This window comes from Janthinobacterium kochi, assembly GCF_051380715.1.
GTDB lineage: Bacteria > Pseudomonadota > Gammaproteobacteria > Burkholderiales > Burkholderiaceae_D > Janthinobacterium.
In genome coordinates this window covers 49088-68746 of the sequence record NZ_JBNYXO010000003.1, presented here as the reverse complement: position 1 = coordinate 68746, position 19659 = coordinate 49088, and the positions used below count along the sequence as shown (strand labels likewise).

Genomic DNA, 19659 nt, shown 5'->3' with positions numbered 1-19659 from the left:
GCCTGAAACGATGCTTGAGATAGAAAACCTGCGCGCCGGCTATGGCGCCATCAATGTGCTGTGGGACGTGTCGCTGTCGATCCAGAAGGGCAAGCTGACCACCATCATCGGCCCGAACGGGGCCGGCAAGACCACCCTGCTGCGCGCCATCATGGGTCTGCTGCCCGTGGACGCGGGCAGCATCGCGCTCGATGGCGTGGGGATCAATGGCACACCCACGTGGAAAATGAGCGATGCGAGGGTCACCATGATCCCCGAAGGCCGCATGACGTTTCGTGACATGAGCGTGGAAGAAAACCTGATCATGGGCGCGTTTCCGAAGGAGCACCGCAGCCACATGCCGGCGCGCCTGGCAGAAGCCTACGCCATGTTCCCGCGCCTGCAAGAACGGCGCAAGCAGCTGGCCGGCTCACTCTCCGGCGGCGAGGCGCAGATGCTGGCCATGGCGCGGGGATTGATGTCGGACCCGTCGCTGCTGATCATCGACGAGCCTTCGCTGGGCCTGGCGCCGCTGGTGGTCAACGAGCTGTTCGATATCCTCGCGCACCTGAACGATGGCAAGCGCACCATCATCCTCGTCGAGCAGAACACGGCGCGCGCCGTCGGCGTGGCCGATCACGTGTACCTGATGCAAAGCGGCAAAGTGGCGCTGTCGCAGGCGGCCGTTGATGTCGACCTCGAGCACCTGCATGAACTCTATTTCGCGCGCTGAGTGATATCAGTTGCACGCGGTTGCCATCAGTCTTCGTCGTCGGCCAGTTTGCCAAACGCCAGCAGGGCATTCTTGTCGAGTCCGGTCGTCACGAAAGGATCGTCGGCGGGGAAGCGGCCTGTATCGGCCAGCATGCGCAGCTTGCTCAAGCGTTCGCCCAGCGCCAGCGCTTGCGCCTGCGGATCGGCATCGGCCTGCCCTACTTGTTCGATAGCGCGGGTCACGGACTGGGGAAACTCCCACAATTCGGCGATCCGCACCGACAGGATGCGCGCTTGCGCAAACACCTGGGCAATGAAGGCGTCCGATTGTGGAAAGACATCGGGCGCATGCATCTGGTCGATCAACCGGAACGCCACCACCAGGCCGACATTGGCCATCAATCCCGCGAGATAGGCATCGAAGGCGTTGGCATGCATGGCCGGCGCGACCAGGCTGGCCGCCAGCGCACATTTCTCGGACTGGCGCCAGATCAGCGGCGCCGTGCGCACGGTCAGCCCGCCGCTTTGCATGCTGACGATGGGACGGAAGGCGACGCGGGCGAGCAGCATGCGCATGCCGTTTTGCCCGAGCAGCATGATGGCGCCTTCCATGTTGCTGATCGACGGGCTGGCGTTATAGCGCGACTGGTAGCAGGGCCGGTTCGCTTCGCGGTAGACCTCGGCGACCAGCAGCACGTCCTGGGCCAGCTGGGCCGACAGCTTGGCCGCGCTCATGTTTTCATCTTGCAAGGTACGCATCAACTGCGGAATGATGGCCGGAATGCGCGGCACCAGCGCAGCGCCAGCGATCGGTTCACGGGCCAGGCGCGCCAATTCGTCCAGAATCTGCTGTTCGGTCTGCTCCGGAGCCTGCGCCGGACCGGCAGCCGCCAGCCAGCGGTAGTACATGGCATCGATTTCGGCGATGGTGGCTGGCTGCCGTGTCGCCTCGGGAGCCGCCGCTGCCGTGACTGGCGCAGGCTTGCTTTTTTCGTCGCCGCCGTTCAGTAATTTTCCTATCCAACCCATTTTGCTGTCCAAGCCCTGTATGCATCATTATCGCGAAGTTCGCTCCGTGATTTTACTTGATGACGGCAGTACTGGTGCGGCAGGCGTGAGCGCTTTGTCCACCTGCCGCAACATGCTAAAGTGGCACGACATGCACCCTGCCCCGCTCGACAAGCAACCCATCATGAACAATCCACTTGTACACTACATCACCACCCAGGCGTATAACAACGCCTGGGCCAACCACCGCCTGCTGAAGGCTTGCGGGCAGTTGACCCGGGCCGAATTCCAGGCCACGCGCGTCAGCTTTTTCCCCACCATCCAGTTTACCCTGAATCACATCCTCACATGCGACTGGTTTTATCTCGATGCGCTCGAACGCGAACTGCGCGGCGAAGCGCCCCATGCTGACTGCTATGTCTTTTTTGAACAGGATGAACCGTTCACCGATGGCGCGGCCCTGCGCGCGGCACAGCGCGCGTCGGACCTGCGCCTGATCGCCCATTGCCGCAGCCTGTGCGATGCGGATCTGGCGCGGCCCGTGACGATCCTGCGCGACACGCCGCAAGTCGACACGCGCCAGCGCATGCTGGCGCATTTGTTCCAGCACCAAATCCATCACCGGGGGCAAGTGCACGCCATGCTGGCCGGCACACGCATCGCGCCGCCCCAGCTCGACGAGTTCTATTGCGCTGGCGAAGCTGGCGAACGGGCACAGGATTTCCTGGAACTGGGCTGGACGGAAGACGACGTCTGGGGAGCGCGCTGAGTCATTCTTCGGCGTGGCAGCAGACGCACAGCTTGTTGCCGTCGAGGTCGCGGAAATAGGCACCATAGTAATGAGCGTGGTAATGGGGGCGCAAGCCGGGCGGCCCTTCGCACACGGCGCCCAGCGCCAGCACGGCCTGGTAACTGCGGTCCACCTGGGCGCGGCTGACCGCCAGCCAGGCCGTCATCTGGCCATTGCCGGGAGTCGCCGGCAAGCCATCATGCGGCGCCGTCAGCACGAACAGGGGGCGCGGCGCCTCCCGCGCCATCCAGCCCGCCCAGGGTTTAGCCGGGTCATGAAATTTCTCGATCAAATCGAGTTCTCCCAGCAAGGCCGTGTAGAAAGCGTAGGCGCGTGGAAAGTCGTTAGTGCCGAGGCAGAGATGGGACAGCATGCTGCTCCTTCATGAATTCAAGCATGTGCGGCGAAATGCGCCAGCTGATTATAATGGCGCATCGCTTTCCGACACGATCCCATGCCAGACCTCGACCGCCTTCAGTTACTCCCACCCTCCAGCGCCGACCTTCCCGCCTTGCTGGCCTTCGAACTGGAAAACCGCGCGTATTTTGAAAGCTGGGTCACGGCGCGCGCACCGTCCTATTACCACCAGGAAGCCATCGCCGCCGCCATCGAGCAGGCGCGGCGCGAGCGCCAGCAAGACCTCGCTTACCAGTATCTGGCCAAGCTGGATGGGCAAATCATCGGCAGGGTCAACCTGACAGCCGTCACACGCCCCTACTTCAACAAGGCGACGCTCGGTTATCGCATCGGCGAACGGTTCGGCGGACGCGGCTACGCCACGCGCGTGGTCGCCCTGCTGCTGGAAGAAGCGTTCGGCGCACTGGAACTGTGGCGCGTGGAAGCGACGGCGCGGCCGCAAAACCTGGGTTCGGTCACTGTCATGCAGCGCAACGGCTTTCACCAATATGGCCACTCGGAAAAAGCCATGCGCTTCCAGGATGCCTGGTCGGATTTGCTGTACTTTGAACGACGCAAAGAACACGCTGGCGCCTGACGGAAACCGAACGAACGCTCTATTTATCAGCCGCCCCGCCCCCTGACGTTGTAAAATAGGCAAATATGGCATGGCATTGGCCGTGCCGCTTGCAAGCCTTTCGCGCACGCGGATGCGCTCACATTCAGGGGAAAACCATGACCAATATAGACAAAAAAGCCTACCTCGTCGGCGGCGGCATCGGCTCACTGGCTGCGGCCGCCTTCATGATACGCGACGGCGGCATGCAAGGCAGCAACATCACCATCTTCGAAACATCGCCCGTGACCGGGGGCAGCCTCGATGGCGGCGGCAATGCCGAGGATGGCTACACCTTGCGCGGCGGGCGCATGCTGACCACCGATAATTACGAGTGCACCTGGGACTTGTTCAAGAGCATCCCTTCGCTCGAACATGCGGGCCAGAGCGTCTACGATGAAACCATCGCCTTCAATGCACAGCACATTCCCCACTCGCGTGCGCGCCTGGTCGACCGCAACCGTTTCAAGGTCGATGTCAGCAGCATGGGCTTTTCCATGCAGGACAGGCTGGAACTGCTGAAGCTGACGGAAGCGGACGAAGACACGCTGGGCAGCAGCGCCATCACGGATTGGCTCTCGCCCGAATTTTTCGACACCAAGTTCTGGTATATGTGGGCCACCACGTTTGCCTTCCAGCCCTGGCATAGCGCCGTCGAGTTCAAGCGCTATCTGCACCGCTTCATGATGGAGTTTTCGCGCATCGAAACCCTGGCCGGTGTCAAGCGTACCGTCTACAACCAGTACGATTCGCTGGTGCGCCCGCTGGTCGCGTGGCTGCAGGAACAAGGCGTGAACATCATCATGGATTGCACGGTGACCGATATCGAGGTACAGGAACCCGAAGGCCGCCTGACTGCCACCGCCCTGCACTGCCAGCGGCGCGGCCTGGCCGACGTGATTCCCGTCGGCGCCGGCGACCTGGTGTTTTTCCAGAACGCCTCGATGACGGATGCCTCCAGCTATGGCAGCATGCACAGCGCACCGGCCAAGCGCACGAAAACCGACAGCCAGGGTTGGCTTCTGTGGGAAAAACTGGCCGAAGGCCGCCCGGCGCTGGGCCGTCCAGCCGCCTTCAACAGCAGCATCCCCGAATCGTACTGGGCCTCGTACACGGTCACCTTGAAAGACAGCGCCTTCTTTGACAGGATGGAGCAATTCACGGGCAACAGCGCGGGCACGGGCGGCCTCGTCACCTTCAAGGACAGCAACTGGTTCATGTCCATCGTGCTGGCGCACCAGCCCCATTTCGCCGGCCAGCCCCAGGGAGTGCAAGTATTCTGGGGCTATGCGCTGCACCCTGACCGCATCGGCAACTTCGTCGCCAAGCCCATGTCCGAATGCAGCGGCGAAGAGATCCTGCGCGAGCTGTGCGGTCACCTGAACTTCGACCTCGACATCATGGCCACGGCCAACTGCATTCCCTGCCGCATGCCCTACATCACCAGCATGTTCATGCCCCGCGCAAAGAGCGACCGCCCGCTGCCCGTGCCGGCCAACTCCGTCAACCTTGCCTTCGTCAGCCAGTTCGTGGAGCTCGCCGACGATGTCGTCTTCACCGTGGAATACTCGGTGCGCGCGGCGCAGACGGCCGTCTACCAGCTGCTCGGCGTGCAGCGCGACGTGCCGGCCATCGAGGCGCACGACAAGTCGCTCAAGGTCAAGCTCGATGCCGTCATCAAGGCGTTCAAATAGCCTCGTTGCTGACGCTTGCACGCAACATCGGCCGCGCAGGCGCCTGATTTAAGACTGGCTTCAGCCTCGCCGTGCATCGTGGATAGGGCGCCAGCAGCATGGCGCCTCCCCTCACACTCACGGGCACGGCCCAGCGAAAGAGCCAACATGACAACATGGATGCGCGCCAACAAAGGTTTTTTGATGTTTCTGCTGCTGTTCGGCGTGTTCCGCACGGCCGTGGCGGACTGGAATCCGATACCGTCGGCATCCATGCGCCCCAACCTGCTCGAAGGCGACGTGGTCTTCGTCAACCGCCTCGCCTTCAACCTGAAAGTACCGCTCACCGATATCGTGCTGCAGCGCCTGGGCGACCCGCAGCGGGGCGACATCGTCACTTTTTCCTCGCCGAAAGACGGCACGCGCCTGATCAAGCGCATCATCGCCCTGCCCGGCGACACGGTGGAAATGCGCAATGAAGAGCTGGTCATCAATGGCCAGCCCGCCCGGTACACGGCGCTCGACACGGCGCCTGAAACCATCGCCCACGTGGGCCAGCTGACGGCGCAGCGCATCAGCGAGCGCAACGCGACCGAGCAGCACCGCATCCAGGTCTTGCCGCAAATCGCGGGCGCTGCGCGCAGCTTTGCCCCCGTGACGGTGCCGGCCGACCACTTCATGATGCTGGGCGATAACCGCGACAACAGCGCCGACTCGCGCTATTTCGGCTTCGTGCCACGCGCATTGCTGATCGGCAAGGCCGAGCGCATCCTGGTCTCGGCCAATATCGACGAGCATTGGCAGCCGCGGCTGCAGCGTTTCGGCATGAAGCTGGAGTAAACGTGGCCCTTGCAACGGCGCCGTGCTTTTCGGTTAGCATGGGGCATCATGCAAATTTTTCCCCGAGCTAGCCAGCAAGGCGCCAGCGACGATCCTGCCCTCGATCAACTGGCGCATTTCCTGCAGCGCCATCCCGACGTGCTGCTGCTGACGGGCGCCGGCATCAGTACGGCGTCCGGCATTCCCGCTTACCGCGACACGGACGGCGTGCGGCATGGCAACGCCCCGGTGCAAGGCCCCGATTTTCGCCGCCAGGAAGCCGTACGCCGCCGCTACTGGGCGCGCAGCATGGTCGGCTGGCCCACCCTCGCGCGCGCCATGCCAAACGCCGGTCACCTGGCCATCGCGCATTTGGCTCAACGTCAGAGAATAGGCGGCCTGGTCACGCAAAACGTCGATGGCTTGCATCAGCAGGCAGGCAGCGCCACCGTCACGGAGTTGCACGGCAGCATACACGGCGTGGTATGCCTCGATTGCCAGGCCCGCCACACGCGCCGCCTGATCCAGGATCAGCTTGAACGCGACAATCCACAGATGCTGGGCGCCACGGCCACGCCGGCGCCCGATGGCGACGCCTTGCTGGAGCCGTCCCAGCTGGCCACCTTCCACCTGCCCGTCTGTCCCCGCTGCGGCGGCACCCTGCAGCCGGACGTGGTGTTCTTTGGCGATGGCGTGCCCGCCGCCTGCGCGGCCGAGGCCGAAAGCAAGATGCACGCCGCCAGTGCCCTGCTGGTGGTGGGCTCGTCCGTCATGGTGTATTCCAGCTTTCGCCTGTGCCGCATGGCGGCCGAGACGGGCAAGCCAGTGGCCGCCATCAACATGGGCAAGACGCGCGCCGACCATTTGCTGGCATTCAAGACCGAAGCGCCGGCACAGGACATCTTGCCAGCATTAGCGGCCATGCTGGGCTGATCCCGTCTCAGCGGTGCGCCACTCTGGCTATACTGTGGGATTGACGAGGAGAATTCATGCTGGAACTGTTGAGTGAACACGCCTGTTTTGGCGGCGTACAACGCTTTTATCGCCACGACGCGCACGCCATCGGCTTGCCCATGCGTTTCTCGGCCTTCATTCCCGACACGGCGCCAGGCAGCGTGGTCAGCACCAAACGCCCCGCCCTGTTTTACCTGGCGGGCCTGACGTGCACGGAAGAAACCTTCATGATCAAGGGTGGCGCGCAGCGCGTGGCGGCCGAGGAAGGCTTGATCCTGATCGCGCCCGACACCAGCCCCCGTGGCGCCAACATCGCGGGCGAGAGCGCATCCTGGGATTTCGGCGTGGGCGCCGGCTTTTACGTGGACGCCACCGAGGCGCCGTGGAGCAGCCATTTTCGGATGTATAGCTACCTGCTGGGATTGCGTGCGCTGCTGGAACAGGAACTGGCGATCGATGCGCAACGCACGGGCATTTTCGGTCACTCGATGGGCGGCCACGGCGCGCTGGTGCTGGCCTTGCGCAATCCTGAGCTGTTCCGCTCCGTGTCCGCCTTCGCCCCCATCGCCGCACCGAGCCAGTGTCCGTGGGGCAAGAAGGCGTTTTCGGGCTACCTGGGCAGCGACGAAGCCAGCTGGCAGCAATACGACGCCAGCGCGCTGATGCGTACTCTGCAGGGCCAGCCGGCACTGTTTCCCGATGGCATCTTGATCGACCAGGGCCTGGCCGACAAGTTTCTGCCCGAGCAACTGTTCCCCGACGTCTTCGAAGCGGCCTGCCGCGACGCCGGCCAGCCATTACGGCTACGCCGCCATGCCGGCTATGACCACGGCTATTACTTCATCGCCAGCTTCATGGAAGAGCATGTGCGCTTCCATGCGAAGAACCTGCGCGCCCTCGCCTGACGCCCTTGCCAGATTGAGCTATTGCGCCGTACTGGTATGCCCGTTGAAATGGCGCGTGTACCAGTCCGTAGCCAGCAAGGCGGCCTGGTGGCGCGTGTCGGGGCCGCCAGGCGCGGCGATCTGTTCCAGCTGCTTGTCGCAGCGCAAGGTGGCAAACGCCATGCGGTTCAGGCCAGCCACGTCGGGGTCGCGCCCGCCCACGATCAGCAGCGATGGCACTCGCACGGTTTCCAGCGCCGCCTTGCCCGCCATTTCCACCTGGCCATCGCAGACAACCAGCGCGGCGATTTCCGCGCTGCGCCAGGCTGCCAGTTGCATCACCACGGCGGCGCTGGTGCCATAGCCATACAGACCGCAGGGCAAACGCCGCGTGGACGGGTCGACCTGCAGCCAGCCCAGGGCTTTTTCCAGTTGACGCGCCAGCAGCACAATATCGCTGCGCACGAAATAAGCGTGGCCATTGCTGCCGCCACCGGGCCCGACACCGCCCTGGTTGAAGCGCAGAGTGGCGATGCCCGCTCGCAAAAAATCCTGGGAAGTGGCGTGGCTGGAAGCGCCAAGGTAGTCGCTATCGGCGCCCGCGCCATGGGCAAACAGGACGATGCCCACGGGCCGCTCGGGCATTTCAAGCACGCCGTCCATTTGAAGTTCATCGGCCGTGATGCTGACAAATTGTTCTTGCATGGCTGCCTCCGCTATCGAGCTGTAATTAAGCTGACATCGCGCTGATTTTGCTCTGATTTTGCCGGACCGGGCGCCGCCTGCGCGCACTGAGCGGCAAGCTTCAGTGTACCAGCCTGCGCCCGTTCACGCGCGGCGCACGTCATTTTGCCATGCGCCCGCATCAGACGGCGCCGTGCCGGTCCAGCCCCTTCAACACGGCTTCCGGGCGAATCGGCAAATGCCGCACGCGCGAGGCCACGGCGGCAAAGATGGCGTTGGCTATCGCTGGCGCCACGGCCGTCGTGGGCGGCTCGCCCAAGCCCGTCGCCGTTTGCGTGCTGGCAACAAATTCGATGTCGAGCTCGGGCACGTCGGCCATGCGCAGGGGCGTGTAGGTATTCAGGTTGATATCCTTCACTTCGCCGTTGAGGAATGCCGTGCCTTCGTGCAAGGCCATGCTCACGCCCCACAGCGCGCCCCCTTCCGCCTGCGCCAGCGCGCCATCGGGGTCGACGATGCTGCCCGCGTCGATCACCATGAACAGCTTTTCGACTGTCACCATGCAAGTGCTGCGGTCCACTTTCACCCGGGCGACGCAAGCCGTCCAGGTGGGCATGTCGCGCTCCTGGCCGAACGTGGCGGCGATGCCCAGGCCCGTGTCGGGCGGCATGGACGTGCCCCAGCCCGCCTTGTCCGCCACCCGCTGCAGCACGTGGGCCAGGCGCGCGGCGCCGCCGACGGCATTCGGCGCGCTGCCCGCGTTGCGCCCCGTCGCCTGCAACAGCGACAAACGGAACGCCAGCGGATCGACCTTGGCCGCCTGCGCCGCCTCGTCCATGAAACTTTCCACGGCCCAATTCGTCCAGCCCGGCCCCACGGAGCGCAGCCAGCCGGGGCGAAAACTGCTGTTGGCCAGGTCGTTCGACACGGCCCGCACGCGTTGCGCGCCCACCGTGTACCAGTGATCGGCGCCAGCGATGGCGAACGGGTCGTACGGATGGCCCTGCGTATCCTTGGACAAAAAAGCGGGAATCATGGCTTGCGTGGGCCAGCCCGCGCTGGCCTCGTGCACCATCGCCGAGACCTTGCCGGCATCGTCGAACGCCATGCGCACATGCTGCACGGATGGCGAACGGGGCGAATCGAAACGCGCATCGTCGGACCGCGTGCAAATCATCTTGACGGGGCGTCCCACGGCTTGCGCCGCCAGCGCGGCTGGCACGCAATAATCGCCATTCAAACGCCGCCCGAAGCCGCCACCCAGCAGATACGTGTGCAGCATGACCTTGCTCTCCGGCACCTTCAACGCCTGCGCCAGCACGGGCAAGATCAACGATTGCCACTGATTGCCCGCATGGATATGCCAGACGCCGTCGATTTCCTGTGCCAGCGCATTCACCGGTTCCAGCTGGAAATGCAGCACGGTGCTGGTCGTGTAGTGGCGTTCCAGCTGCAGGCTGGCATCCTTGAACGCCTGCTCCACGCCATCATCATCGACCACGCGGGCGCCCAGGCTGGCATCGGCCAGTTGCTTGGTAGCATAGTTGACGATATCCTGCTCCGACACGTGGGCCGCCGCGCCGGCCCGCCATTTCACCTGCACCAGGTCGGCCGCGCGCATGGCGGCCGCATAGGTGTCGGCCACCACCATGACCCAGCCGGGCACCGTGCCGCTGGGGTCCTGCAAGGCGAACGAACGCAGGTAGCCCTTCACCTTTTTCGCGGCCGTATCAACGATGGAGACGACCTTCGAGCCGTAGCGCGTGGGCGGGATCTTCGGGCGCGCATACAGCATGCCCTCGATTTCCGCATCGATGCCGTACACGGCCGTGCCATTGATTTTCGCGGGGATGTCGAGCGCCTGCACCTGCTGGCCGATCAGGCTGCGCTGCCGCGGCGTTTTCAGCACGATGGCCTGCAATTGCTCCGGCGTGTACTGGCGCGCCAGCTTGCCACGGCGCACGATTTCGCCGTAGCTGATCGAGCGCCCACGGCCATGCACGACGCCCAGTCGGGCGTGACAAGCGGACACGGGCACGCGCAACAGGCGCGCGCCCTCTTCGACCAGCGCGATGCGCCCGGCCGCGCCGGCACGGCTGAGGGGGTCGAAATTCTGCCAGACCGACCAGCTGCCGCCAGTCACCATCAAGCCCCATTTCGGGTCCGTGTCGACGTAATGCAGGCGCACCTTGCTCCAGTCCGCCTCCAGCTCCTCGGCCACGATGCGCGCCAGGGCCGTGCCGATATGCTGGCCCATTTCCGCCTTGGCGATGTTGACGGTGACGATGCCATCGCGGCCGATCTGAAACCAGATGCTGGGATCGAACACGGGTGCAGCGCTTTGTTTTGGTGGCGCGGGCGCCGTCTTGCCAGCGGCCAATGAGCTGTCGGCGCGCAAAAAGGCCAGGGTAAACCCCGTGCCGGCGGCGGCGATCAGGAAACCGCGCCGTCCCAGCGAGCTGGGGCGGGCAGCAGAATTTTCTTTCGGCAACTTAAACACCGGGCGCCTCCTGCATGCCGGCCGCCAGCTTGATCGCCTTGCGGATGCGCACATACGCCATGCAGCGGCACAGGTTGCCGCTCATGACGGCATCGATATTCGCATCCGTCGGCTGTGGATAGTCGCGCAGCAAGGTGGCCGCCTGCATGATCTGGCCCGACTGGCAATAGCCACACTGCGGCGCCTGCGTGGCAAGCCAGGCCCGCTGCAGCGGGTGCGTGCCATCGGGCGAGAGGCCTTCGATGGTGGTGATGGCGCAACCGGTGACGGCGGCAATCGGCGTGATGCACGCGCGCATGGCGCGGCCATCGACATGCACGGTGCAGGCGCCGCACATGCCGATGCCGCAGCCAAACTTCGTGCCTTTCAGATGAGCTTCGTCGCGCAGCACCCACAGCAGCGGTGTCTCGGCGTCGGCCTCGGTGCCGAAGGGTTGGCCATTCACAGTCATGTTATACATTAGAAACTTTCAAGAATTACTTGCCGGCGCGCGCGCGTACCACGGCCGCTTCCAGGTTCGTCCAGGCCGACTGGTGACTGCGGCTGCGGCGCAGATAGGCGGCCAGCTGGGCCACATCGTTGTCCGTCAGCGAGGCGGCAAAGCCGGGCATCAGCACGCCGGGCATGGCTTCGTCCTTGCTGATGCCGTGCAATATCACCTGGATCAGGTTGGCGGGATCGGGCGCGCTGACGGCGCTGTTCAGGCTCAGTTCCGGACGCAGGGCCATGGGCTGGGCATCGCTGTTCGAATGGCACGACGCGCAGGCGGCCACGTACAGGCTGGCGCCACGGTCATTGTCGACCAGGCTGACACGCTGCGAGCGGGCGATGCCGGTTTTTATCACGGCATCCGCATCCACCTTGCGCTCGGCAACATCGGCCACACCGGCAAAATACACGGACAGCGCGCGGACATCGCTATCGGGCGACGCGCCCATGCCTTCGTGCACGACAGCCGACATGGGCCCGGCCGCCACGCCGTGCAGGGCCGTCGCTCCCGTGCGCAGGAAAGTATACAGTTCATCCTGCGTCCACGGCAGCGGAGCCGTGTTGGCGCTGGTCAGGGCCGGCGCATACCAGTCATCGATGGCCGCGCCCAGATACGCTGAACCGGCAAGCTCGGCGCCCAGCGCATTGCGCGGCGTGTGGCAGGCGGCGCAATGCGCCAGGCCTTCGGCCAGGTAGCGGCCCCGGTTCCAGTCCAGCCCTTGCGCAGTATCCAGCTGGAAAGTCACTGGCTTGAAAAACAGCAGCTTCCAGCCCGCCTGCAAGGGGCGCAGGTTCAGGGGGAAAGGCACGCTATTGGCCGGCGCGACTGCGTACACGGGCGGGCGCGTCATGAAATACGCGTACAGGGCCGCCAGGTCCGTGTCCGACACAAGGTTGAAATGGGTGTACGGAAAGACGGGATACAAATGCGCCCCATCGCGGCCCACGCCTTCGCGCATGGCCCGCTGGAAGGCGGCCAGCGACCAGCGGCCGATGCCCGTTTGCCTGTCGGGCGTGATATTCGTCGCGTAAATCGTGCCGAACGGCGTGGCCAGGCCGTGGCCGCCCGCGTAATCGGCGCCACCGCTGGCCGTATGGCAGGCGGCGCAGTTGCCCATGCCGGCGAGGATGCGGCCCTTCTCCACCACTTGCGGGGAAAATGCCGTGGCGGCAGGCGGCTCGATGGGCGCCAGCGCGGGGCGCCAGTAATACAAGTAGGCGGCCAGCGCCGCGACGGTGAGCAGCGCCAGCAACAGCAGCAAGCCGGTGAAGATTTTCTTGAGCAAAACAGGAACCAATGAAAAGTAAAGGCCAGGGTAAAAGCAAGAATATAAAGCAAGGCGGCCAGCCGCCGGCTAACGGCGGCGGCAACAAGGCCGCAGTGACAATCTTACCGCGATTGTGACTTGTTGTATGTACGCAATGACACGCAGGCGCTGCCTGTAGGCGGGCTGCACCTTATAATCAGCGTTTCAGCACGCCGCCGCTCCTTCATGCATACCGTTACCATCATCCTCATCCTCGTCCTGAGCGTCGTCCTGTGCGGCTTCATCGCCCGCTCGCGCTGGGTCAAGTTGCCGCTACCGCTGATCCAGATCGCCGGCGGCACGGGATTGGCCCTGTTTGGCGTGCAAGTGCCGCTCGATCCCGATATTTTCTTCCTGCTCTTCATTCCGCCGCTGCTGTTTCTCGACGGCTGGCGCATCCCCAAGGGCGCCTTCTTTTCCGATGCGCGCTCGATCCTGATGCTGGCCATCGGCCTGGTGCTGTTTACCGTGCTGGGCATGGGTTTCTTCATCGACTGGCTGATCCCCAGCGTGCCGCTGGCCGTCGCTTTCGCGCTGGGCGCCATCCTCTCGCCGACGGACCCCGTGGCCGTGTCGGCAATCGCGGCCGGCAACCCGATCCCGCCGCGCCTGATGCATATCCTCGAAGGCGAATCCCTGCTCAACGACGCGTCGGGCCTGGTCTGCTTCACGTTTGCCGTGGGCGCCATGATGACGGGCGGCTTTTCCATCGGCGCCGCCTCGCTGAGTTTCCTGCAGGAAGCGGGCGGCGGCATCGTCATCGGCCTGGCCATCTCGTGGGGCGTGGGCCTGGCAAATAAATGGCTGGTGAGCAAGGTCGGCGAAGAACCGGGCTTGCAAATCCTCATCAGCATCCTGATTCCGTTTGCCGCCTACCTGGGCGCAGAGCAAATCCACGGCTCGGGCATCCTGGCCGCCGCCACGGCGGGCGTGTCCATGCATTACGCCGACCTGATCGGCCGTCCGCTGGCCGCCACGCGCACCCAGCGCAAGGCTGTGTGGGATACCGTGCAACTGGTCTTGAATGGCGTGATCTTCGTCATGCTGGGCGCGCAACTGCCCACCACCGTGGCCGGCTTGCCGGCCGCCTCCGCCGAAATCGGCGCCGGCAGCGCCTGGAAGCTGCCCCTGTTCGTCATCGCCATCACGGTAGGGCTGACCTTCATGCGCTTCATCTGGGTCTTCATTTCCATGAAACTGACCCTGTTCAAGCACCACAAGAAAATGCCGGGCGAATCGAAGGATGCCGCGCTGCTGGCACGCCCCAGCCTGCGCCTGCTGCTGGTGGCGTCGTTTGCGGGCGTGCGCGGCGCGCTGACACTGGCCGGTATCCTGACCCTGCCCTTATTCTTGCCTGACGGAAATCGTTTCCCCGCGCGCGATCTCGTCATCTTCCTGTCCATGGGGGTGATTTTGCTGTCACTGATACTGGCCAGCGTCACCCTGCCCCTGCTGACCAAGGGCCTGGTGTTCGCGCCGCCCGCGCGCCGCTCGACGGAAGAGCGCAATGCCCGCGCCGCTGCCGCCGAAGCGGCCATCGCGCGGCTGGAAAAAGTCTGCGAGGGCATCGACAAGAATGACAAGCAGCAAGTCGTCACCGAGGCGGCCAACCGCCTGATCGAAGCCTACCGGCGCCGCCTCGCGTATGGCGAAAGCAGCAACGACGAGGCAATGCGGCTGCAGGAACTGGCCAAGGCCGAGCGCGCGCTGCGCCTGGAAGCGCTGAATGCGGAACGCGATGAACTGTACCGCCGCCGCATCTCGGGCGAACTCGACGACACCATCCATTTGCGTCTGCTGCGCGAAATCGACTTGCTGGAAGCGACACTGGAAGAATAGCAACACTCTGGCCCGCTGCGGCTGTATCAATAAGCAATCCTCGTGGCAAAGAATGCAAGTTTTCACATTCGTGTTTATAATGCAAGGTTGTATGGCGTAGCGCCGTGATTTACTTTCAGCATGGACTTCCGTACAGTCTGTGCTGATGAGTAGCAATTTGAGTAGCCACCCGACCTGAATAAAGACACCCGACGCCGTGCCCTCCTCCCTTCGCCACCGGCAGCGCTGCGCGCTGCCTGCCCTGCTCGCCATGCTGCTGACCTCGCTGCTGGCCTCGCTGTTCGCCTGCGGCGCGCTGGCGCCGTCTGCGGCGTGGGCGCAGACGGGAGCGACGGCCGACGCCAGGCGTCCCGCCGAGGTGGCCCAGGTCTTGTTTGGCATCATCAGTTATGTGCGCTGGCCCGTGGCGCGCCCGGAAGTGCGCGTCTGCATGCTCGGCGCGCCCCGCTATGGCGCGGCGATCGTCGACACGCCCGCCTCCAGCCTGGGCCAGCGCATCCGCGTGAAAATCCCGGCGGCGGCAGCCGCGGCCGGCGAATGCGACGTCATTTACCTGGGCAGCCTGCCCGAGGGCGAGCGCGAGCATCTGCTGGCGCAGATCATCGGCAAGCCGATTTTATCGGTCGCCGAACCCGGCACGTCCTGCACCATGGGCACCATGTTCTGCCTGCGCCTCTCCGAGGCGCAGATCGGTTTTGATGTCAACCTCGACGCCATCGCCCGCAGCGGCCTGCGCGTGCATCCGAACGCCTTGCAAATTGCACGTCGCAAGGTACCGTCGCCATGAGCGCCAGCATGCCTCCCCGCTTGACGCGCAAGCCCCGTCCCACGCTCGACAGCGTGCTGCGGCGCGCCCACCTGAGCGTGTCACTGATCGCCGTGCTGGCGGCCGGCCTGACCCTGACAGCCGTGGCGCTGCTGGCCCTGCGCGTCTATTCGGACCAGAACCTGCGCCTGGTGGCCCGCTCGATGAGCTACACGGTGGAAGGGGCCGTCGTCTTTGGCGACTCCATGGTCGCCAGGGAAGCGCTGGCCCTGATCGGCGTCAATGAAGATATCGACCAGGCACAGGTGAGCGACAAGGCCGGCAAGGTCCTGGCCCGCTGGGAACGGGGCGAACATAGCACCCGTTACTACATCGAACGCGCGCTGACGGGCTGGATGCTGCCCGATTCGCTGACGTTCCCCATCATGCGCAATGACCAGGCCATCGGCAGCATCAAGCTGGTGCCGCACAGCCGCAGCCTGCTGCCCTTCCTGCTCAGCGGCCTCTCCTGCCTGCTGGCTTGCCTGGTGCTGAGCCTGGTCGTCGCCGTGCGCCTGTCGCGCCGCATGGAAACAGAAATCACCTCGCCCCTGCGCCACCTGGCGGAAACGGCCCACCGCGTGCGGCGCGACCGCTCGTTCGAATTGCGCGTGCCGCCGGCCAACATCGCCGAACTGAACCAGATCAATGACGACTTCAACGCCCTGCTCGACGAACTGGAAGCGTGGCAAAGCCATCTGCAAAAGGAACACGCCTCGCTGTCGCACCGCGCCAACCACGACAGCCTGACGGGCCTGTCGAACCGCGCCTTCATGGAAGCGGAGCTGGAACGTTCCATCCTCGAAGCGCGGGTCAGCAATGGCAAGGTGGCCATGCTGTTTCTCGACAGCGACCGCTTCAAGTACATCAACGATACCTTCGGCCATGCCTCGGGCGACCGCGTGCTGGTGACGATCGCCGCGCGCATCAAGCAGCAATTGCGCGAAGGCGACCTGGTGGCCCGCCTGGGCGGCGACGAATTTGCCATCCTGCTCAAGCCGCTGCGCAACAGCAGCGATGCCATGCACATCGCCGACAACATCATCGCCGCCATGGCGCAAGCCATTGAACTGCCTACCGGCAACAGCATCGTCAGCTCGCTGACCATCGGCGTGGCCGTCTTCCCCGATCACGCCATCGACGCCGCCTCGCTGGTCGGCGCGGCGGACGAAGCCATGTACCGCGCCAAGCAGGTGCAGCGCGGCACGCGCCAGGTGGCACGCCTGCCGCAACCCCACCCTCACCCCTGACCCCAAGGAGCAACACCATGCAATTCATCTACAAGCAATTACGCCTCGGCTTCCTCGGTCTGTTCATGCTGGGCCTGCTGGCCGCCTGCCAGAGCACGCCAGAGACCAAGCCCATCTTCAACGCCGAGCAAGTCGCCACCTTGAAGGAACAGGGCTTCAACCAGACCGACGAAGGCTGGGAACTGAGCTTTACCGACAAGCTGCTGTTCGAATTCGACGCTGCCAAACTGACGCCGCCGAGCCGCACCGCGATCCAGAAAATCAGCGCCGCCCTGCTGAAAGTGGGCATCACCCACATGCGCGTGGAAGGCCATACGGATAACGAAGGCACGGAAGCGTACAACAACAAGCTGTCGCTGGCGCGCGCCAATGTGGTGGCCGACGCCATGAGCGCATCGGGCATTCCACGTGACAACATCGCCGTCAAGGGCCTGGGCATGAGCAAACCGGTGGCCTCGAACGCCAGCAAAACGGGCAAGGCAGAAAACCGCCGCGTCACTGTCATCGTCTCGGCGCCTTGAGAGCGGGCGGGCCCGTCGTGCGCTGGGTCGTGATGGGCGTATCCGGCTGCGGCAAGAGCGCCGTCGGCAGCCTGCTGGCCGACACCTTGCACGTGCCCTACGTGGAAGGCGACGACGTGCATACCCCGGAAAACGTGGCCAAGATGGCCGCCGGTATCGCGCTCGACGATGCCGACCGGGCCGGCTGGCTGGCCGCCCTGCGCCAGCAGATCGCCACGGCCTGCGCCCAGGGCCGCGGCCTGGTGGTGTCCTGTTCGGCCCTGAAACGTGCTTACCGCGACCTGCTGCGCGAAGGCGACCCGGCCCTGCGCTTCGCCCACCTGGACGGTCCGTGCGACGTGCTGGAGCGCCGCATGCAGCGCCCCGGCCATTTCATGCCGCCCAGCCTGCTCGACAGCCAGCTGCGCACCCTGCAAGCACTGCAAGCGGACGAGGCCGGCATCGTGCTCGATATCCGCCAGCCGCTGGCCGTGCTGGTCGAACAGATCCTGCAAGCACCCTGACAGGCGCGCGGCTGGACAGCCCGCGGCCCCCTGTGTAGACTGGCGCGCACTTTCATGAAGGATTTTTATGACCACACCAACGACAAAACCAGCACCGGGCCCGGAATTCTGGGAACGCGCCGACCAGGTCATCGCCCTGGCCAATGAACAATGCATGCACAGCGGCGGCAATGAAGTAGCCACCTCGCTGCTGTACGCGGCCGCCCGCTTCAACGCCTTCCTCGTCGCCAGCAAGAGCAACGACGTGGCCAAGATGCAGGCAGAGAAGGAAGGCGCCGTGGCGTTCTTCACGGAACAGTACAAGCGCATGCTGACCGACAACTTTAACGACTACATCACCAACTTCGACAAGTACACGCAACCGTCGTCGGCCCCCGAGGGTTGATCACGGCTGCCAGCCTGGATAACCACCGCGCCCGCGCCACGCACGCTGGCAGCGTGCTGAAAGGTTCAGTACGCCATGCGCCTTTGCCATCGCTGTGGCTGACAGCCATGCTGGCCGGCGCCGTGACCGGCGCCGTGCTCTTCTTCAGCTGGACCGGCCTGCTGCTGTTTGTCAGCGGCACGGCCATCGTCCTGCTGTTCGGCCACTCGCTGGGCAGCCACCGCAAGCTGATCCACGACAGCTATCAATGCCCGCAATGGCTGGAATATGTACTCGTCTACCTGGGCGTGCTGGTGGGACTCAGCGGTCCGCTGGGCCTGCTGCGCCAGCACGAACTGCGCGACTATGCCCAGCGCCTGCCCGACTGCCACCCCTACCTGCGCCACGGCGCCGGCTTCTGGCGCGATGCCTGGTGGCAATTACACTGCCGCCTGGAGCTCGAGCACCCGCCGCACATCGCCATCGAGCCGCGCATCGCGCACGACCGCTTTTATCGTTTCCTGGAAGCCACCTGGATGTTGCAGCAACTGCCGTGGGCCCTGCTGTTCTTCGCCTGGGGTGGCTGGGGCCTGGTTTGCTGGGGTGTCTGCGCGCGCGTCAGCGCCGGCGTACTCGGCCATTGGCTGATCGGCTACTTCGCCCACAACCATGGGCAAATGCATTTTCATGTCGAAGGCGCCGCCGTGCAAGGGAAAAATATCCGCCTGACGTCGCTGCTGACCATGGGCGAATGCTGGCACAACAACCATCACGCCTATCCCGGCTCGGCCAGGCTGGGCCTGCTACCGGGCGAGTGGGACCCGGGCTGGTGGGTCTTGCTGCTGTGGCAGCGCATGGGCCTGGTGTCCGGCCTGCGCCTGCCGCAAGACCTGGCGCCGCGGCCGGAACTGCGCCGCCTTGATCGCGCTGGCGATCAGGCCTCGTCCCCACCGGCCAGATAATTGTTTTTTACGCGCACGTAATGCTCGGCCGAATAGCGCAGGTAGGCGATCTCCGCTTCGGTCAGTGCGCGCACCTTGGCGGCGGGCCGGCCCACATACAGATGTCCGCTTTCCAGTACCTTGCCGGGCGATACCAGGCTGCCCGCACCCAGCATCACGTGTTTTTCCACCACCACGTCATCCATGACGATGCTGCCCATGCCGATCAGGCATTCGTCGCCGATGGTGCAGCCATGCAAGATCACGGAATGCCCGATGGTCACGTACTTGCCGATGGTCAAGGGTGAACCGTCGGGCTTGGCCGCATTCTTGTGCGACACATGCCCCATGGAAAAGTCCTGGATATTACTGCCCTCGCCGATGACGATGCGGTTGACGTCGCCGCGCAGCACGCTGTTGCACCAGATCGAGCAGTCGTCGCCGATCTGCACATCGCCAATCACTTGCGCCGTGTCATGCAGGTAGACGCGTTCGCCCACGACGGGACGGGTATTCAGGTAGGAACTGACTGGCATCGCTTTCTCACTCTTCATTAATAGTAAAAGTAAACATTCACACCCAGCCGGCGGCCAGCGCGAAAATCGCCAGGCCATGCGCCAGGG

Annotated in this window: 21 protein-coding genes; 14 read left to right on the top strand and 7 right to left on the bottom strand. The window is 64.4% G+C overall.

Annotated features, from left to right (window positions below; genetic code table 11):
- The first annotated feature begins 10 nt into the window (after window positions 1-10).
- A complete protein-coding gene (locus ACQ4WL_RS08000; protein WP_436509640.1) occupies window positions 11-712 on the top strand; it encodes an ABC transporter ATP-binding protein in 702 nt (233 codons plus the stop codon).
- A 26-nt stretch (window positions 713-738) separates the two neighbouring features.
- Here ACQ4WL_RS08000 and ACQ4WL_RS07995 read toward each other — a convergent pair whose 3' ends face one another.
- Window positions 739-1722: an HDOD domain-containing protein gene (locus ACQ4WL_RS07995; protein WP_436509206.1), complete on the bottom strand. Its 984-nt coding sequence runs from the start codon at window positions 1720-1722 to the stop codon at window positions 739-741.
- A 163-nt stretch (window positions 1723-1885) separates the two neighbouring features.
- Here ACQ4WL_RS07995 and ACQ4WL_RS07990 point away from each other — a divergent pair, with 163 nt between their 5' ends.
- Entirely contained in the window at window positions 1886-2470 is a 585-nt protein-coding gene (locus ACQ4WL_RS07990; RefSeq protein ID WP_436509204.1) for a DinB family protein, read from the top strand.
- Window position 2471: 1 nt separating this feature from the next.
- Here the strand turns inward: ACQ4WL_RS07990 and ACQ4WL_RS07985 are convergent, their stop codons facing one another.
- Window positions 2472-2864 (bottom strand): VOC family protein, encoded by a 393-nt coding sequence (locus tag ACQ4WL_RS07985; protein ID WP_436509203.1) that lies wholly within the window; start codon window positions 2862-2864, stop codon window positions 2472-2474.
- 81 nt (window positions 2865-2945) lie between these two features.
- Between ACQ4WL_RS07985 and ACQ4WL_RS07980 the strand changes: the two genes are divergently transcribed.
- From ACQ4WL_RS07980 to fghA, 5 genes are all read left to right on the top strand, one after another.
- The gene (locus ACQ4WL_RS07980) at window positions 2946-3485 is read left to right on the top strand and encodes a GNAT family N-acetyltransferase (RefSeq protein WP_436509201.1); all 540 of its coding nucleotides are present in this window, start codon (window positions 2946-2948) and stop codon (window positions 3483-3485) included.
- 137 nt (window positions 3486-3622) lie between these two features.
- Entirely contained in the window at window positions 3623-5197 is a 1575-nt protein-coding gene (locus ACQ4WL_RS07975; protein WP_436509200.1) for an oleate hydratase, read from the top strand.
- Between the two features lie 147 nt (window positions 5198-5344).
- Window positions 5345-6016: a signal peptidase I gene (gene lepB / locus ACQ4WL_RS07970; RefSeq protein ID WP_436509199.1), complete on the top strand. Its 672-nt coding sequence runs from the start codon at window positions 5345-5347 to the stop codon at window positions 6014-6016.
- A gap of 48 nt (window positions 6017-6064) precedes the next feature.
- A complete protein-coding gene (locus tag ACQ4WL_RS07965) occupies window positions 6065-6928 on the top strand; it encodes an NAD-dependent protein deacetylase (RefSeq protein WP_436509197.1) in 864 nt (287 codons plus the stop codon).
- 56 nt (window positions 6929-6984) lie between these two features.
- Window positions 6985-7854, top strand: coding sequence for an S-formylglutathione hydrolase (gene fghA / locus ACQ4WL_RS07960; protein WP_436509196.1), 870 nt, complete (start codon window positions 6985-6987; stop codon window positions 7852-7854).
- 18 nt (window positions 7855-7872) lie between these two features.
- On the opposite strand, the gene ACQ4WL_RS07955 is transcribed toward fghA, so the two are convergent.
- The 4 genes from ACQ4WL_RS07955 to ACQ4WL_RS07940 all read right to left on the bottom strand — a co-directional run bounded on the left by ACQ4WL_RS07955 (window position 7873) and on the right by ACQ4WL_RS07940 (window position 12792).
- Window positions 7873-8538, bottom strand: coding sequence for a dienelactone hydrolase family protein (locus ACQ4WL_RS07955; RefSeq protein ID WP_436509194.1), 666 nt, complete (start codon window positions 8536-8538; stop codon window positions 7873-7875).
- Between the two features lie 160 nt (window positions 8539-8698).
- Complete coding sequence (locus ACQ4WL_RS07950) at window positions 8699-11017, bottom strand: xanthine dehydrogenase family protein molybdopterin-binding subunit (protein WP_436509193.1); 2319 nt, start codon at window positions 11015-11017, stop codon at window positions 8699-8701.
- Window positions 11010-11477, bottom strand: a complete 468-nt coding sequence (locus ACQ4WL_RS07945; protein WP_436509192.1) for a (2Fe-2S)-binding protein — start codon at window positions 11475-11477, stop codon at window positions 11010-11012. Before ACQ4WL_RS07945 ends, ACQ4WL_RS07950 begins: the two co-directional genes overlap by 8 nt.
- Window positions 11478-11493: 16 nt before the next feature.
- Complete coding sequence (locus ACQ4WL_RS07940; protein WP_436509191.1) at window positions 11494-12792, bottom strand: cytochrome c; 1299 nt, start codon at window positions 12790-12792, stop codon at window positions 11494-11496.
- A 207-nt stretch (window positions 12793-12999) separates the two neighbouring features.
- Between ACQ4WL_RS07940 and ACQ4WL_RS07935 the strand changes: the two genes are divergently transcribed.
- The 7 genes from ACQ4WL_RS07935 (at window position 13000) to ACQ4WL_RS07905 (ending at window position 19057) form a co-directional block, all read left to right on the top strand.
- Window positions 13000-14652: a Na+/H+ antiporter gene (locus ACQ4WL_RS07935; protein WP_436509190.1), complete on the top strand. Its 1653-nt coding sequence runs from the start codon at window positions 13000-13002 to the stop codon at window positions 14650-14652.
- 196 nt (window positions 14653-14848) lie between these two features.
- Complete coding sequence (yfiR, locus tag ACQ4WL_RS07930; RefSeq protein WP_436509188.1) at window positions 14849-15439, top strand: regulatory sequestration protein YfiR; 591 nt, start codon at window positions 14849-14851, stop codon at window positions 15437-15439.
- Window positions 15436-16707, top strand: coding sequence for a diguanylate cyclase DgcN/YfiN (gene dgcN / locus ACQ4WL_RS07925; RefSeq protein WP_436509186.1), 1272 nt, complete (start codon window positions 15436-15438; stop codon window positions 16705-16707). Before yfiR ends, dgcN begins: the two co-directional genes overlap by 4 nt.
- 17 nt (window positions 16708-16724) lie before the next feature.
- A complete protein-coding gene (yfiB, locus tag ACQ4WL_RS07920) occupies window positions 16725-17228 on the top strand; it encodes an outer membrane lipoprotein YfiB (protein ID WP_436509184.1) in 504 nt (167 codons plus the stop codon).
- A gap of 32 nt (window positions 17229-17260) precedes the next feature.
- Window positions 17261-17731, top strand: coding sequence for a gluconokinase (locus ACQ4WL_RS07915; RefSeq protein ID WP_436509639.1), 471 nt, complete (start codon window positions 17261-17263; stop codon window positions 17729-17731).
- A 67-nt stretch (window positions 17732-17798) separates the two neighbouring features.
- Window positions 17799-18116: a DUF3144 domain-containing protein gene (locus ACQ4WL_RS07910; RefSeq protein WP_436509182.1), complete on the top strand. Its 318-nt coding sequence runs from the start codon at window positions 17799-17801 to the stop codon at window positions 18114-18116.
- Complete coding sequence (locus tag ACQ4WL_RS07905) at window positions 18113-19057, top strand: acyl-CoA desaturase (protein WP_436509181.1); 945 nt, start codon at window positions 18113-18115, stop codon at window positions 19055-19057. The genes ACQ4WL_RS07910 and ACQ4WL_RS07905 overlap by 4 nt, the downstream gene beginning before the upstream one ends.
- On the opposite strand, the gene ACQ4WL_RS07900 is transcribed toward ACQ4WL_RS07905, so the two are convergent.
- A complete protein-coding gene (locus ACQ4WL_RS07900) occupies window positions 19030-19572 on the bottom strand; it encodes a gamma carbonic anhydrase family protein (RefSeq protein ID WP_436509180.1) in 543 nt (180 codons plus the stop codon). The two genes, ACQ4WL_RS07905 and ACQ4WL_RS07900, sit on opposite strands and share 28 nt — an antisense overlap.
- Window positions 19573-19659: the final 87 nt, after the last annotated feature.

Coding starts and splice junctions, on each gene's coding strand:
- ACQ4WL_RS08000 (WP_436509640.1), top strand. CDS start 11: ATGCTTGAGATAGAAAACCTGCGCGCCGGCTATGGCGCCATCAATGTG.
- ACQ4WL_RS07995 (WP_436509206.1), bottom strand. CDS start 1,722: ATGGGTTGGATAGGAAAATTACTGAACGGCGGCGACGAAAAAAGCAAG.
- ACQ4WL_RS07990 (WP_436509204.1), top strand. CDS start 1,886: ATGAACAATCCACTTGTACACTACATCACCACCCAGGCGTATAACAAC.
- ACQ4WL_RS07985 (WP_436509203.1), bottom strand. CDS start 2,864: ATGCTGTCCCATCTCTGCCTCGGCACTAACGACTTTCCACGCGCCTAC.
- ACQ4WL_RS07980 (WP_436509201.1), top strand. CDS start 2,946: ATGCCAGACCTCGACCGCCTTCAGTTACTCCCACCCTCCAGCGCCGAC.
- ACQ4WL_RS07975 (WP_436509200.1), top strand. CDS start 3,623: ATGACCAATATAGACAAAAAAGCCTACCTCGTCGGCGGCGGCATCGGC.
- lepB (WP_436509199.1), top strand. CDS start 5,345: ATGACAACATGGATGCGCGCCAACAAAGGTTTTTTGATGTTTCTGCTG.
- ACQ4WL_RS07965 (WP_436509197.1), top strand. CDS start 6,065: ATGCAAATTTTTCCCCGAGCTAGCCAGCAAGGCGCCAGCGACGATCCT.
- fghA (WP_436509196.1), top strand. CDS start 6,985: ATGCTGGAACTGTTGAGTGAACACGCCTGTTTTGGCGGCGTACAACGC.
- ACQ4WL_RS07955 (WP_436509194.1), bottom strand. CDS start 8,538: ATGCAAGAACAATTTGTCAGCATCACGGCCGATGAACTTCAAATGGAC.
- ACQ4WL_RS07945 (WP_436509192.1), bottom strand. CDS start 11,477: ATGTATAACATGACTGTGAATGGCCAACCCTTCGGCACCGAGGCCGAC.
- ACQ4WL_RS07935 (WP_436509190.1), top strand. CDS start 13,000: ATGCATACCGTTACCATCATCCTCATCCTCGTCCTGAGCGTCGTCCTG.
- dgcN (WP_436509186.1), top strand. CDS start 15,436: ATGAGCGCCAGCATGCCTCCCCGCTTGACGCGCAAGCCCCGTCCCACG.
- yfiB (WP_436509184.1), top strand. CDS start 16,725: ATGCAATTCATCTACAAGCAATTACGCCTCGGCTTCCTCGGTCTGTTC.
- ACQ4WL_RS07915 (WP_436509639.1), top strand. CDS start 17,261: ATGGGCGTATCCGGCTGCGGCAAGAGCGCCGTCGGCAGCCTGCTGGCC.
- ACQ4WL_RS07910 (WP_436509182.1), top strand. CDS start 17,799: ATGACCACACCAACGACAAAACCAGCACCGGGCCCGGAATTCTGGGAA.
- ACQ4WL_RS07900 (WP_436509180.1), bottom strand. CDS start 19,572: ATGCCAGTCAGTTCCTACCTGAATACCCGTCCCGTCGTGGGCGAACGC.